The following is a 15,208-nucleotide window of genomic DNA, read 5'->3' on the forward strand; positions in this document are numbered from 1 at the left end:
CCTTAGCAGACTTGGTAATTATATCTTTTATTTTATCTCTTGACTCATTTAGCAACTCCATATCAGCAGGTAACTGCTCAGCCGTGTTATATGCGTGTTCAATCCGTTCTACCATAACAGATAGTGATTCCATACGGGGTTCAACACTTTTTAATCTGGCTTCCAAGGATCTTATTTTTCCAACTGCCTTTTGAAGATCTGCTGCATGGTTCCTGTTTAGTATTTTTTCTAATTCTGTCCTAAGACAGTCGAGTGTGATTAAATATGGAGGGATACCTGCTGCAGGATTTCCAACTAAATTAGGAACTGTGGAATTAGAGAGGAACTCTAATCTCTTTTTGAAATTAGAGAAGAAATCGTTATGATCCTCAAAGAACTCTCCATCCACGCTATCGATTAGCGAAATTGTAGCCTGGGCCTTATCAATTAGTTCACTTTTAGTGATCCCAGGAAAAGTCCAATTACCATGTAAGGTGCTAAATGGCTCATTGTTGACAATCGTTGTATTCAACTTAGATATGATACTTTCAAGTTCAACTTTTAATTCGGACAATATTGCATTCATATTAACCGCCTAGAGGAAATTTCAAAAAAGATTTAGTTATCAATTAAACTGCCACATTCAATTTAGCCATTTTTAGATGATTTTACAATAGATTAAAGATTGAGTGTATTGGTCGTGCTCTTGGTTATTCTACGATTGAATCGCCACGGATAACCTAGACGACTTCTGAGTCGTTGATAATATAGGTTTTCATATTCAACTGGTGGCATCTGCTCGCTCGAACCATGCCGACGCTTACTGTTATAAAACATTTCGATGTAATCAAAAATATCGCTTCTGGCTTCGTCTCTAGTTCCGTAGATCTTTTTCTTAATCCGTTCGCGCTTCAGTAGCTGGAAAAAGCTTTCCGCAACCGCATTGTCGTGGCAGTTTCCGCGACGGCTCATGCTGCCTTCCAGACCGTGTGATTTCAGGAACGACTGCCACTCATGGCTGGTGTACTGACTGCCCTGATCAGAGTGAACCAGTACCTGCTTTTGAGGATTACGCCTCCACACCGCCATAAGTAATGCGTTCAGGACAATCTCTTTTGTCATTCGGGGTTGCATTGACCAGCCGATAACTTTTCGGGAGAACAGGTCAACCACCACGGCCAGATACAACCAGCCTTCGTGGGTTCGGATGTAGGTTATGTCCGTAACCCAACGTTCATCCGGTGCTTCCGGGTTGAACTGCCGCTGGAGCTTGTTGGGCGTCACAATACTGGCTTCACCTTTACGCGCCCGTGGACTTCGGTATCCGACCTGAGCCTTTATCCCCACACGTTGCATCAACCGCCAGACTTTGTTTACACCGCATTGTTGCCCGGAATCCCGCAGATCGAGATAGATCTTGCGATAGCCATAAACACAGCCCGACTCCAGCCAGAACTGCTTAATATGTCCCGTCAGCTTCAGGTCAGCATGAAACCGTCGTGAATGTGGCTGCTTAAGCCAGGCGTAAAACCCACTCGGATGCACATCCAGCACCTGGCAGAGCAGGCGGACAGGCCAGCAACGATTGTTGTCACGGATAAAGGCGTACCTCAGTCGGACAGCTTTGCGAAGTACGCCGCGGCTTTTTTTAATATATCCCGTTCGTCAGTAACCCGCTTTAACTCCTTCTGGAGTCGGCGGATCTCGGCCTGAGCATCTGACTGTTCATTATTAGTGGAAGAATCCGGACCGTACTTCTTTATCCAGGCGTAAAGGCTGTGGGTGGTGATATCGAGACGAGTTGCAACGCTGGAAACAGAATGACCACGATCGACAACCTGTTTGACTGCTTCAATTTTAAACTCTTCAGGATAACGCTTACCGCTCATGGGCACCTCTCTTTAAGTCATCTTAAATGACTCTGGGGTGTCTGTTAAACCCGTGGCGATTCACTCATCGTTCCATTCTGCACAAGTGGAATGAAAGGACGGATCTGATTCATGATCACTTCCGCTTGCTTTCGGCTATCAGTACCGAGACTCAGACGCACAAAACTTGTTGAATCATTTAGTCTAAAGTTAGTGTAGTATGTGCGCCCACGAATCATTGTGTGTGACAGCGTGTGTGACATATTGTTTGCCATGTTGTGTACCATGAAATAGTTATATATCAGTGAGTTAAGTTGTTATTGGTGCTAACTCGTTGTTTTTGAAAGTATACCAGACGCCTGTGAAGGCGACACCTGAAGGAAGCTCTATGAGCGATAAAAGCGAAAAACTGCAAAAAGTGCTGGCTCGTGCTGGCCATGGCTCCCGTCGTGAAATTGAAACGATTATTGAAGCGGGCCGCGTGAGCGTCGATGGCAAAATTGCCAAGCTGGGCGATCGCGTTGAAGTGATCCCGGGCCTCAAAATTCGTATCGACGGCCATCTGATCTCCGTGAAAGAATCTGTCGAACAGATTTGCCGTGTTCTGGCCTATTACAAACCGGAAGGCGAACTCTGTACTCGCAACGACCCGGAAGGGCGTCCGACCGTGTTTGATCGTCTGCCGAAACTGCGCGGCGCGCGCTGGATTGCTGTTGGCCGTCTGGACGTGAACACCTGCGGTCTGCTGCTGTTTACCACCGACGGTGAACTGGCGAACCGCCTGATGCACCCAAGTCGTGAAGTTGAGCGTGAGTACGCGGTGCGTGTCTTTGGCGAAGTGGACGACAACAAAGTGCGTCAGCTTTCTCGTGGCGTGCAGTTGGAAGATGGCCCGGCAGCGTTCAAAACCATTAAATTCAGCGGTGGCGAAGGCATCAACCAGTGGTACAACGTGACCCTGACTGAAGGCCGTAACCGCGAAGTCCGTCGTCTGTGGGAAGCGGTGGGTGTGCAGGTCAGCCGCCTGATCCGCGTTCGCTATGGCGATATTCCTCTGCCGAAAGGCCTGCCGCGCGGCGGCTGGACCGAGCTGGACCTGGCGCAAACCAACTACCTGCGTGAGCTGGTTGAGCTGCCGCCGGAAACCTCGTCAAAAGTGGCGGTGGAAAAAGACAGACGCCGCATGAAGGCGAATCAGATTCGTCGCGCCGTGAAGCGTCACACGACCACCGGCAATAATGCGAATAACGGCAACCGCCGTTCCAGCACGCGTAATAACCCGAAAGGGTAAGCACCTGTGTTCCGGCGGGCCACCGCCGGAACTTTATTCCCGCATTTCTCTTCTCCTGTGATTCTATTCACACTTCTGTATAAAGACAAAAAACAGGAATTCCCCAGACAAAGAACGCAAAGTGATAAAATAGCGCCCGCCATATACTGACGCCACAGATTACTCAAACAGGTAGCCCGAAATGGAAACAACGAAAAAACTCTCGGCAAGCTATGTGGTTATCGGCGTTAAAGAAAAGATAGGCTATGGCTTTGGCGATTTTGCCTCTAATTTATCCTTCGGTTTCGTTTCGCTTTTTTTATTATTTTTTTATACCAATATCTTCGGCATCAGCGCGGTCCAGGCAAGCCTGATCTTTGTTATTGCACGGGTGGTGGATGCCATCTTTAATATTCTGATTGGCTTTGCTATTGATAAAACCCACAGTCGTTACGGCAAACTCCGTCCGTGGTTATTATACGGCTCGATTCCGCTTGGGCTGCTGACGGTACTGTGCTTCCTGCCGTTGGGCGGCGAAGCAAAATTCTGGTTTGCGCTGTGTTCTTATACTATTTATTGTCTGGCCTACACGGCGGTAAACACCCCGTATTCGGCGATGACCAACCGCTTAACCCAGCATGAGGCTTCGCGTTCGTCGCTGTCGGTGTATCGCTTTGTGCTGGCTATCGTCGGCTATCTGATTGTTTCGACCACCGCGGATATCCTGATTTCACCGTTCGATGACAAACAGATGGGCTATGTTTTTGCCGTCTCCTGTTTTGCGTTGCTGGCGACCTTCTTGTTCCTCGCCTGTTTTGGCATGACCAAAGAGCGCGTGGGAGAAGAGGAAGATTCGCCTGCGCCGACCCTAAAAGAAATGTTCCGCGCCGTGATGGGCAATGGCCCTTTGATTAACCTGTCGCTGTTTACCGTCTTCTTTTATATTGCCTATACCGTGTGGATGGCGATCGCCATTTACTTTATTAAATACATCATTGGCAATGAAGGATTTACCTCTTCGTTCTTTATGATTCAGTCGGCCGCTTATATTTTAGGGACGGTCGTTTCTGAGAAAATCATCGCCATGATGGGGAAAAAGAAAATGACCCTGCTGGCGCTATTGATTGGCGTGCTGGGCGTCCTGATGCAGTATTTCGTAGCCGGGGATAATATCTGGTTAATTATGACCGGGGTGTGCCTGTTCAGTATTACCTTAGGCATGGGATTCGTCGCCATGTGGTCAATGATTGCGGATACCGTGGAATATGCGGAATGGCATCATGGCGTGCGTACCGAAGGCGCGATATACGGCTTCTTCAACTTTATCACCAAAATTGCAATGGCGATCGGCGGCGGTTGTGCCGGGTGGATGCTGGATTATTACCACTATGATGCCGCCAGCATTAGCGCCAGCGCGCTAAGCGGTATCAATATCCTGATGACGCTGTTCCCCGGCGCCATGTTCGCGATAAGCGCTATTTTTGTCGCCAGCTACTCGCTCGATGAAAAAACCTACCGCGATATCGTTCAGAAAATCAGTCTGCGCAAGCAGAACGCGCTTTAACCTCAGGGAGTCGAGACATGAATCGTGATTTTAAAACCCTTATCGCCGCGATGAGCGCCGAAGAAAAAGTGGCGCTGCTTACCGGTAGCGGCCTGTGGCGCACGGCCAGCCTGCCGCAGCACGGTATTGACGATATCGTCATGACCGACGGTACCTACGGCGTGCGTTACAGCAGCGCGCAGATAGACGGTGGCGAAAAATGGAGCATGGACGATTTTATCTCCGTGATCACCCAAACCGCAGACCAGGCTAACGCTGAAGAGTCGGCGGCGAAAGGGGGCAGTGAAGCTTTGTTCAGTACCTCGCTGCCAGCCACCTGTTTCCCGAACGGCTCGAGTCTCGCCTGTAGCTGGGATATCGATCTGGTTTATCAAATGGGCCAGGCGCTGGGGCGCGAGTGCCAGCATATGGGCGTTGGGATATTGTTGGGGCCGGGTATCAACATTCGCCGCACGCCGCTGGCCGGCCGTGGTTATGAATACTACGCCGAAGATCCGGTCGTCAGCGGCGATATCGCGGCGGCGTTAATTAACGGCCTGCAGGATGAAGGCGTCGGTGCTAGTTTGAAGCACTTCGCCGCCAACAACTCGGAGTACCGTCGTACGGAAATGGACTCCATTATCGAAGAGCGCGCGCTGCGTGAAATCTATCTTGCAGGGTTCCAGCGGGCGATCGCGAAGTCACAGCCGTGGACGGTAATGTCCTCCTACAACCGCCTGAATGGGGTGCAAACGTCGCAGGACCCGTTCCTGTTGACCCAGGTGCTGCGCGACGAGTGGGGCTACCAGGGGGTGGTGATGTCCGACTGGTACGGGGTGAAGGATCGTCCCGCATCGCTGCTGGCGGGTAACGATCTGGCGATGCCGGAGACCCGACGCGATAAACAGACGCTGCTGGCGGCGATTGAATCCGGCGAAGTGCCAATGCCGGTGGTGGATCGTGCCTGCCAGCGAATGCTGGAACTGCTGGATAAAGTGCAGCGCCACCGCCGCCCGAATGCACAGGCCGATTTCCCGGCGCATCATGCGCTTTCGCAGCAGTTGGCGGCGGAATCCATTGTATTATTGAAAAATGACGACGGGTTACTGCCGCTGCGTCCGGAGAAAACGCCGCGTATTGCGGTGTTGGGTAAGCCGGCGCAGGAGCCGGTGATTCAGGGCTCCGGCTGTGCAACCACGGTACCGTATCTGCTTGACCGTCCGTTGGACGAAATTTTCGACCTTGCGGGTGATGATTTCAGCGTGCGCTGGGCGATTGGCGCGCCTGACGATCTACGCGATGACGAAGCGGCGCTGGTACAGGCAAAAGCAGTGGCACAGGAAGCCGACGTGGCGGTGATCTTCGTCAGTACCGCAGTGGGTGAGGATGGCGAAAACGGTGACCGGCAGGATCTCAATATTCTGGCCGTCCATGAGCGTCTGATTCGCGAGGTGGCCTCAGTGCAGCCAAATGTCGTGGTGGTACTGGCTAATAGCGATGCGGTCGTGATGCCGTGGCTGGGCGGCTGTAAAGCGCTGCTGGAGACCTTCTTTGCCGGGCAGGGCATGGGACGCGCGGTGGCGGAAATCTTGTTCGGGCTGCGCAACCCCTGCGGCAAGCTGACGGTGACGGTACCCAATACGCTGGAAGAGACCCCGGCCTGGCTACAATATCCGGGGGAAAACCTGCGTCACCATTATAGTGAGGGATTGTTTGTCGGCTATCGTTACTACGATAAACGTCGCCTGAACCCGCTGTTCCCGTTCGGTTTTGGCTTAAGCTATACGCAATTCGCCTATGATAACCTGTCGCTTTCGACGACGCATGCCGGGGCAGATGATACGCTTACCGTCACCTTTGATTTACGCAACGTAGGGGCGTATGACGGTAAAGAGGTCGTTCAACTGTATGTTTCCGCACCAAAAGGCGAGCTGATTCGTGAAGTGCGTGCCTTAAAGGGCTTTACTAAAGTCGCATTGGCCGCCGGGGAAACCCGCCGTGTCAGCCTGCAACTGCCGATCGCCGAGCTTGCCTGCTATCATCCGGGTCTGGCCGATTGGGTTATTACGCCAGGGGAATGGCAGCTTCATGTGGGGGCGTCCTCCCGCGATCTGCCGTTGAGCGCGACGTTTGAGGTTGATTGCCCGCCGCGCTACGTGCCGCTCCGCGATGATAACTCGTTGCAACAGCTGATTCAGCAGCCGGAAGCCTTTGCCCGGGTCGTACAGTTGATTGCCGGGAAAAGCCAGATGCCTGCGGAACAGGTACGAGAAAAGCTGATTCGCCTGGCGCCCGATCTGTTCTGCGGTCTGCTGATCGCGCTGACCGAGTTTCTGGCGCTGGACATCGAGCGTGATGAACTGAACGCGGTGTTGGCCGGAACAGACTAACCGCTAATAACAGGAGAAGGCGCGTGTTTCCTTTTTCAGTAACGCATCCTCGCCCGGCCGCCCATACCGGGCGGCAGACGGCCAGCGGCTACGAGCTGATAGCCTTTGACGCGGAGAAACTCAACGTTTTTGCGGCGGAGGTTCGCTACTGCGAGCCGCACTGGCACCCGGCACCGGAGCTTATCACCGTGCTGCACGGGCGGTTTTCGCTGGCGGTGGGGCAGCAAAGCGTAGCGCTTCATGCGGGGGAGATGCTGTATATCAATGCCGAAGAGGTACACGCGCTCAGCGCGGAAGAAGACGGCAGCCAACTGGTGACCGTGCAGTTTTCACCGGGACTGTTTGATGAACTGCACCCGGCGCCATTGCTGAACTGGCGAACGCATCGCCATGCCATGACGCCAGCCGACAGCGCCGTTTACCCCCGGCTACAGTCGTTGCTGGCGCGGATTATCGACAACGATGCGCCGTTTCAGCGCTTTGCGGCTATCTATCTGCTGCTGGACGCGCTGGTGGCAGCCGGGCAACCGACTCAGCTGGCTGAAAGTACGCTGCGGGAAGACGCGATGATTAAAGAGGGGATTGATTACATTAATCAGCACTTCGACCAGCCGCTGACCTTGAGCGATGTTGCCGAGCATAGCGGCATGAGTTACTCGTACTTTTCCCGGCTGTTTAAAAAGGTCAGTCGACACAATTTCAAAGAATATCTGACGCTGGTGCGGCTGAACAAAGCCCGCACCTTGCTACGTGACACCCGCACGCCGATCACCGACATCAGCCACAGCTGTGGTTTTCAGGAACATAAGGCGCTGATTGCCGCCTTTAATAAGTACTGTGGGCTGACGCCAACCGAGTACCGTAAACGCTTTATTTCGCGACAGAATTTAGCGGAAAGTACGCTGGCACAGGGCGAAGATTGCCTGTGCCTGCCGCTCAACGCCGCGCTGCTCGACAGGCTAACGCAGCTTAGTAATCAATCCCAATCTGCGCCTTAATCCCGGCTTCAAACGCATGCTTGACGGGCCGCAGCTCGCTGACGGTATCGGCGTAGTCGAGGATATCGCGGTGGCAACCGCGGCCAGTGATGATCACCGTTTGATGCTGCGGTCGCGCTTTCAGCGCTGTTAAGACTTCTTCCAGCGGCAGATAGTCATAGGCCACCATGTAGGTCAACTCGTCGAGTACGACCATATCCAGCGTCTCATCGGCCAGCATCCGTTTGGCGTGCTGCCATACGGCGAGGCAGGCTTCCGTGTCGCTTTCGCGGTTCTGAGTGTCCCAGGTAAACCCGGTGGCCATCACCTGAAACTCAACGCCCAGCGGTTCGAGCAGGTTACGTTCACCGTTCGGCCAGGTGCCTTTAATAAACTGAATCACCCCGACGTTATGGCCGTGGCCGACCGCACGGGTGGCGGTACCAAAGGCGGCGGTCGTTTTGCCTTTCCCGTTGCCGGTAAACACAATCACGATCCCTCGTGTGTCCTGGGCGGCGGCGACACGGGCCGCGACGCGCTCTTTCACGCGTTGCTGGCGTTCGCGGTAACGTTCATCACTCATTGGGCAATTCCTGGTTTACGCCCGGGTTGGGCATCAAAAGTCATACCGGTTTTCCGCCGGCTATCATCGCCCATCAGCCACAGATACAGTGGCATGATATCGGCAGGGGTTTTGAGCTTCAGCGCATCTTCCGTCGGGAAGGCGCTGGCGCGCATTTTGGTTCGCGTGCCGCCGGGGTTAATACAGTTGACGCGCAACTGCCCCTGATACTCTTCGGCCAGCACCTGCATCATGCCTTCGGTGGCAAATTTCGACACCGCATAGGCCCCCCAGTTTGCACGCCCCTGACGGCCCACGCTGGAGGAGGTGAAGACCAGCGAACCGGCATCCGATTGCAGCAGCAACGGCAGCAGCGCCTGGGTCAACATAAAGGTGCCGTTGACGTTAACCTGCATCACCTGCTGCCAGACCTGCGGATCCTGCTCGCTCATGGGGACCACGTCCCCCAACAGTCCGGCGTTATGCAACACGCCATCAAGACGCGGGTAGTGCAGGCCGATTTGCTGCGCGACCTGCTGGCAGGCTTGTGGGGTACAGGTTAGCAGATCCAGCGTATACCAACGGACCGGTAATTCACTGATATTGCTGATTTCTTGCGCAACTGAACGTAATTTTTCGTCACTACGACCTAATAAAATGACGCTGGCGCCATAGCGCGCGTAGGTGATAGCGGCTTCTCGCCCGATACCGTCGCTGGCTCCGGTGACCAGGATGATACGATTCTGCAACAAGTCGAGCTGGGGTTGATAGTGCACGGTAGCTCCTCTATGGCCTTTAGCGGCCATATTTTATGTACTTTTCATCGCTTTTGGGCTTTATGCCTGAATCTCTTCGCTATTTCAATCGGCGCACCGGAGAGACAACGTCTAATTAACAATTTGCAATGATTTCATTTGCAAAAAAATCATCTGGAAGCGGCCTCGAGGGCTGATACTCCAGTCGAGACGTACCGGACGCGGTGTTGTACACTGAGCGACAGATTATGTGATTTTTGTACAAGGTGGATGTGTGGAATTACTTTTTCAATATGGTCTATTTCTCGCGAAGATCGTGACGGTTGTCGTCGCTATTGCCGTCATTGCCGTGCTGATTGTCAATCTGACGTCGCGCAAGCGGCAGCGCGGTGAACTACGGATCACCAACTTAAGCGAGCAGCACAAGGACATGCAGGAAGATTTAGCCGTGGCGCTGCTCGACGGGCCGCAGCAGAAGCTGTGGCATAAAGCGCAAAAGAAAAAACTGAAGCAAGAAGCAAAGGCGGCAAAGGCCAAAGCGAAGCAGGGCGAAAGCGCCGTCTCCGGCAAACCGCGCGCGTGGGTGCTGGATTTTAAAGGCAGCATGGATGCCCACGAAGTTGCCTCGTTGCGGGAAGAGATTACCGCCGTGCTCACGGTCGCCACACCGCAGGATCAGGTGGTGCTGCGTCTTGAGAGCCCCGGCGGCGTGGTGCACGGTTACGGGCTGGCGGCCTCCCAGCTGCAGCGTATTCGCGATAAGCAGATCCCGCTGACGGTCGCAGTCGATAAAGTCGCGGCCAGCGGCGGCTACATGATGGCCTGCGTGGCGAATAAAATCGTCGCGGCGCCGTTCGCTATTCTCGGTTCGATTGGCGTGGTCGCGCAGATCCCAAACCTCAACCGTTTCCTGAAAAATAAAGATATCGACGTTGAGCTGCACACCGCGGGTCAGTACAAACGTACGTTGACGCTGCTGGGCGAAAACACCGACGAAGGGCGACAGAAATTCCGCGAAGAGCTGAACGAAACTCATCATCTGTTTAAAGATTTTGTGAAGACCATGCGTCCGACGCTGGATATCGAACAGGTCGCGACCGGTGAGCACTGGTATGGCTCGCAAGCGCAGGAAAAAGGGCTGGTTGATGAAGTGGGTACCAGCGATGAACTGCTGCTGGGGCTGATGGCCGATCACGAAGTGGTCAACGTTCGCTACACGCAACGTAAGAAAATGATGGACCGCTTTACCGGCAGCGCCGCGGAAAGCGCGGATCGTCTGATGATGCGCTGGTGGCAGCGCGGGCAAAAACCGATGCTTTAAGCCATCAGGCCTCAAAATAATCACGCCCGGTAAACGTTGTTTACCGGGCGTTTTCTTTTGCTCAGGCGACAGCCTTAAGCTCAGTCAACCAGGTGATATTTTTCAGACAGCTCGTGGGCGAGATACTTGAACATATTAAACACCGCCGTGCTTTTCGGCGTAGGCAGGCCCTGTTCATCCAGGAAGTACTCGCCGCTGAAGACCAGCACGCCGTTGCGTTGCTCAACGCCGGTAGCTTCAATGCCGGCTAAAGTATCTTCGTGTTCGCGAATAAGGCGGTTGGCTTCAATCAGCAGCGTCTGGCGATCGATAGGTTGGCTATTATTTGACATATTCAACTCCTCAAAATTCTCGCGCTAGTTTACGCCGGGCGCCCGTCGTGGGCAAATATTCCCGACGTTTACCAGGGGTAACGATTTTACCGCAGAGTTGGCATGATTGGTGTTTGCATGCTAATAAAGTTGCGTAACGAATTTTATCAGGTACAGTGTGACGCTTTCGGCAATCTGGCAACAGATTTGCTTGACATTCGACCGAATATTCTTCGTGCTATAGCTCCTGACGAAAAAAAGTCTGTGAACTCAGCCATCTGCGTGCTTACATCAAAAGCCGGTCAGTAAAGGGTTGATATCCATTGGCGTTGCCGCAACATACAAGGCTTGTCGCCAGTGGAACGTGGAACATGTGCGATGTATTCCTGGAAGAATCAAATTAGGTAAAGGTGAATATGGGTAAAGCTCTCGTTATCGTTGAGTCCCCGGCAAAAGCCAAAACGATCAATAAGTATCTGGGTAATGACTACGTGGTTAAGTCCAGCGTGGGTCACATCCGCGATTTGCCGACAAGTGGCTCAGCCGCCAAAAAGAGCGCTGACTCTACCTCCACCAAAACGGCCAAAAAGCCTAAAAAGGATGAACGAGGCGCGCTGGTTAACCGCATGGGCGTCGACCCATGGCATGACTGGGCGGCACACTATGAAGTGCTGCCAGGCAAAGAAAAGGTAGTTTCGGAACTCAAACAGCTGGCGGAAAAAGCCGACCACATCTATCTCGCAACCGACCTTGACCGCGAAGGGGAGGCCATTGCATGGCACCTGCGGGAAGTGATCGGCGGTGATGAAACGCGCTATAGCCGCGTGGTGTTTAACGAAATTACCAAGAATGCGATTCGCCAGGCGTTTGAAAAGCCGGGCGAACTGAATATTGATCGTGTTAACGCTCAGCAGGCGCGTCGCTTTATGGACCGCGTCGTGGGGTACATGGTTTCGCCGCTGCTGTGGAAAAAAATCGCTCGCGGTTTGTCTGCAGGTCGCGTGCAGTCCGTTGCCGTGCGTCTGGTGGTTGAGCGTGAGCGTGAAATCAAAGCCTTCGTTCCAGAAGAATTCTGGGAAGTTGACGCGAATACCACTACGCCTGGCGGCGATGCTCTGGCGCTGGAAGTCACCCATCAGGGCGACAAGCCGTTCCGTCCGGTTAACCGCGACGAAACCATGGCGGCGGTCAGCCTGTTGGAAAAAGCCAGCTACAGCGTGCTGGAGCGTGAAGATAAGCCGACCAGCAGCAAGCCGGGCGCGCCGTTCATTACTTCAACGTTGCAGCAGGCTGCCAGCACGCGTCTGGGCTTCGGTGTGAAGAAAACCATGATGATGGCGCAGCGTCTGTATGAAGCGGGCTACATCACCTATATGCGTACCGACTCCACCAACCTGAGTCAGGACGCGGTGAACATGGTTCGCGGCTATATTAGCGATAATTTTGGCAAGAAATACCTGCCGGAAAATCCGAATCAGTACACCAGCAAAGAGAACTCGCAGGAAGCGCACGAAGCGATTCGTCCTTCCGACGTTGCCGTTCAGGCGGAAGCGTTAAAAGATATGGAAGCGGACGCACAGAAGCTGTACCAGCTGATCTGGCGCCAGTTCGTAGCCTGTCAGATGACGCCGGCGCAGTACGACTCCACCACGTTGACCGTGAAAGCGGGCGACTTCAAGCTCAAAGCGCGCGGTCGTACCCTGCGCTTTGACGGCTGGACTAAAGTGATGCCAGCGCTGCGCAAAGGCGATGAAGACCGCACGCTGCCGATGGTCAACCAGGGCGACAAGCTCAGCCTGGTTGAACTGACGCCAGCCCAGCACTTCACCAAGCCGCCTGCGCGCTTTAGCGAAGCGTCTCTGGTGAAAGAGCTGGAAAAACGCGGAATTGGCCGTCCGTCGACCTATGCTTCGATTATTTCGACCATTCAGGATCGCGGCTACGTACGCACTGAAAACCGTCGTTTCTATGCCGAAAAAATGGGCGAAATCGTCACCGACCGTCTGGAAGAGAACTTCCGCGATCTGATGAATTACGATTTCACCGCGCAGATGGAAGACCACCTCGACCGCGTGGCGAATCACGAAGCCGAGTGGAAGCAGGTTCTGGACCTGTTCTTTGGTGATTTCACCAAGCAGCTGGAAACCGCTGAGAAAGCGCCGGAAGAGGGCGGCATGCAGCCGAACCAGATGGTGCTGACCAGTATCGATTGCCCAACCTGCGGACGCAAAATGGGTATCCGTACCGCCAGCACCGGCGTGTTCCTTGGCTGCTCCGGCTATGCGCTGTCGCCGAAAGAACGCTGCAAGACCACCATTAACCTGGTGCCGGAAAACGAAGTGCTGAACGTGCTTGAAGGCGACGACGCCGAAACCAACGCGCTGCGCGCCAAACGTCGTTGCCAGAAATGCGGCACGGCGATGGACAGCTACCTGATCGATCCGAAGCGTAAACTGCACGTCTGCGGTAACAACCCGACCTGCGACGGCTACGAGATTGAAGAGGGCGAGTTCCGCATCAAAGGCTATGACGGCCCGATCGTTGAGTGTGAGAAATGTGGCTCCGAAATGCACCTGAAAATGGGACGTTTCGGCAAGTACATGGCCTGCACCAACGACGAGTGTAAGAACACGCGTAAAATTCTGCGTAACGGTGAAGTCGCGCCGCCGAAGGAAGATCCGGTGCCGCTGCCGGAGCTGCCGTGCGAGAAGTCTGACGCTTATTTCGTGCTGCGTGACGGCGCTGCCGGGGTATTCCTGGCCGCTAACACTTTCCCGAAATCGCGTGAAACGCGTGCGCCGCTGGTGGAAGAGCTGTACCGCTTCCGCGACCGTCTGCCGGAGAAACTGCGTTATCTGGCCGATGCGCCGCAGCAGGATCCTGCCGGTAATAAAACGATGGTACGTTTCAGCCGTAAGACCAAACAGCAGTACGTCGCCTCTGAAAAAGACGGTAAAGCGACAGGCTGGTCAGCGTTCTTCGTTGACGGTAAATGGGTCGAAGCGAAAAAGTAACGTTCCACGCAAAAACTTCACAAAGGGCCGCATAGCGGCCCTTTTTTATAACCTCGTTATTATTTTTTGTTTCCATCTATACACACTTGCTATAAATGATATAGTGGTTATAGCAGATGCATTTCTTATGATTAAATCGTCTTTATGAGCGCTTTCTGAGTACAGACTGGATACAACCGCATGAAATTACAGCAGCTCCGCTATATCGTTGAGGTGGTCAATCACAACCTTAATGTCTCCTCTACCGCTGAAGGACTTTACACCTCGCAGCCGGGCATCAGTAAGCAGGTCAGAATGCTGGAGGATGAGCTGGGTATTCAGATTTTCGCCCGCAGCGGCAAGCATCTGACGCAGGTCACTCCGGCAGGTCAGGAAATTATCCGTATTGCACGGGAAGTTCTGTCGAAAGTCGACGCCATCAAATCTGTGGCGGGCGAACATACCTGGCCGGATAAAGGCTCGCTGTACGTCGCCACGACTCACACGCAGGCGCGTTACGCCTTACCGGGCGTGATTAAAGGCTTTATTGAACGTTATCCGCGGGTGTCGCTGCATATGCATCAGGGCTCGCCAACCCAGATTGCTGAGGCGGTCTCCAAAGGCAACGCCGACTTCGCCATTGCTACTGAAGCGCTGCACCTGTATGACGATCTGGTGATGCTGCCTTGCTACCACTGGAACCGCTCGATTGTGGTGACGCCGGAGCATCCGCTGGCATCCAAAACGTCGGTAACGATTGAAGAGTTGGCGCAGTATCCGCTGGTAACCTACACCTTTGGCTTTACCGGGCGCTCCGAACTGGACACCGCGTTTAATCGCGCAGGCCTGACGCCGCGTATTGTTTTTACCGCCACCGATGCCGATGTCATTAAAACTTACGTGCGGCTGGGGCTTGGGGTAGGGGTGATTGCCAGCATGGCCGTCGATCCTATCTCCGATCCGGATCTGGTTAAGCTCGACGCAGACGGTATTTTCAGCCACAGCACGACGAAGATTGGCTTCCGCCGCAGCACCTTCTTACGTAGCTACATGTACGATTTCATTCAGCGCTTCGCCCCACATTTGACCCGCGACGTGGTCGACACCGCGGTAGCGCTACGCTCTAATGAAGACATTGAAGCCATGTTCAAAGATATTAAGCTACCGGAAAAGTAATCTTCCATGATTATCCGCCCCCGGGCATCGGGGGCGAAAAGGCTTATATTACCCACCCCAATC

The 15,208-nt window shown here is 53.7% G+C and carries 12 protein-coding genes; 7 read left to right on the top strand and 5 right to left on the bottom strand.

Features of this window, described 5'->3' with window-relative positions; genetic code table 11:
- Window positions 1-565: hypothetical protein (locus NNN71_RS18945; RefSeq protein WP_271459108.1), on the bottom strand; the 565-nt coding region annotated here is incomplete at its 3' end.
- A 92-nt stretch (window positions 566-657) separates the two neighbouring features.
- A protein-coding gene (locus NNN71_RS18950) for an IS3 family transposase (protein ID WP_271459109.1) occupies window positions 658-1,868 on the bottom strand; the annotation gives its coding sequence in 2 pieces (ribosomal slippage) (window positions 658-1,634 and window positions 1,634-1,868; 1,212 coding nt in all).
- Window positions 1,869-2,235: 367 nt separating this feature from the next.
- Between NNN71_RS18950 and rluB the strand changes: the two genes are divergently transcribed.
- From rluB to NNN71_RS18970, 4 genes are all read left to right on the top strand, one after another.
- The gene (rluB, locus tag NNN71_RS18955; protein WP_065357590.1) at window positions 2,236-3,138 is read left to right on the top strand and encodes a 23S rRNA pseudouridine(2605) synthase RluB; all 903 of its coding nucleotides are present in this window, start codon (window positions 2,236-2,238) and stop codon (window positions 3,136-3,138) included.
- A 181-nt stretch (window positions 3,139-3,319) separates the two neighbouring features.
- Entirely contained in the window at window positions 3,320-4,681 is a 1,362-nt protein-coding gene (locus tag NNN71_RS18960) for an MFS transporter (protein WP_223802467.1), read from the top strand.
- A gap of 17 nt (window positions 4,682-4,698) precedes the next feature.
- Window positions 4,699-7,050, top strand: a complete 2,352-nt coding sequence (locus NNN71_RS18965) for a beta-glucosidase (RefSeq protein WP_271459110.1) — start codon at window positions 4,699-4,701, stop codon at window positions 7,048-7,050.
- Window positions 7,051-7,073: 23 nt separating this feature from the next.
- Complete coding sequence (locus NNN71_RS18970) at window positions 7,074-8,048, top strand: helix-turn-helix transcriptional regulator (protein ID WP_271459111.1); 975 nt, start codon at window positions 7,074-7,076, stop codon at window positions 8,046-8,048.
- Here the strand turns inward: NNN71_RS18970 and cobO are convergent.
- Both cobO and NNN71_RS18980 read right to left on the bottom strand, forming a co-directional pair.
- A complete protein-coding gene (cobO, locus tag NNN71_RS18975) occupies window positions 8,020-8,610 on the bottom strand; it encodes a cob(I)yrinic acid a,c-diamide adenosyltransferase (RefSeq protein WP_065357586.1) in 591 nt (196 codons plus the stop codon). The two genes, NNN71_RS18970 and cobO, sit on opposite strands and share 29 nt — an antisense overlap.
- Window positions 8,607-9,365 carry a YciK family oxidoreductase gene (locus tag NNN71_RS18980; protein WP_271459112.1) on the bottom strand — a complete coding sequence of 253 codons (759 nt, stop codon included), beginning with the start codon at window positions 9,363-9,365 and terminating at the stop codon, window positions 8,607-8,609. Before NNN71_RS18980 ends, cobO begins: the two co-directional genes overlap by 4 nt.
- Window positions 9,366-9,618: 253 nt before the next feature.
- Here NNN71_RS18980 and sohB point away from each other — a divergent pair, with 253 nt between their 5' ends.
- Window positions 9,619-10,665, top strand: a complete 1,047-nt coding sequence (gene sohB / locus NNN71_RS18985) for a protease SohB (RefSeq protein ID WP_167576056.1) — start codon at window positions 9,619-9,621, stop codon at window positions 10,663-10,665.
- Between the two features lie 80 nt (window positions 10,666-10,745).
- Here sohB and NNN71_RS18990 read toward each other — a convergent pair whose 3' ends face one another.
- Window positions 10,746-10,997: a YciN family protein gene (locus tag NNN71_RS18990; RefSeq protein ID WP_064546024.1), complete on the bottom strand. Its 252-nt coding sequence runs from the start codon at window positions 10,995-10,997 to the stop codon at window positions 10,746-10,748.
- Window positions 10,998-11,392: 395 nt separating this feature from the next.
- Between NNN71_RS18990 and topA the strand changes: the two genes are divergently transcribed.
- The gene (gene topA / locus NNN71_RS18995; protein ID WP_271459113.1) at window positions 11,393-13,990 is read left to right on the top strand and encodes a type I DNA topoisomerase; all 2,598 of its coding nucleotides are present in this window, start codon (window positions 11,393-11,395) and stop codon (window positions 13,988-13,990) included.
- Between the two features lie 180 nt (window positions 13,991-14,170).
- Window positions 14,171-15,145, top strand: coding sequence for an HTH-type transcriptional regulator CysB (gene cysB, locus NNN71_RS19000; protein ID WP_035892921.1), 975 nt, complete (start codon window positions 14,171-14,173; stop codon window positions 15,143-15,145).
- Window positions 15,146-15,208: the final 63 nt, after the last annotated feature.

This window comes from Kluyvera sp. Awk 3 (assembly GCF_028069715.1).
Taxonomy (GTDB): domain Bacteria; phylum Pseudomonadota; class Gammaproteobacteria; order Enterobacterales; family Enterobacteriaceae; genus Kluyvera; species Kluyvera georgiana_A.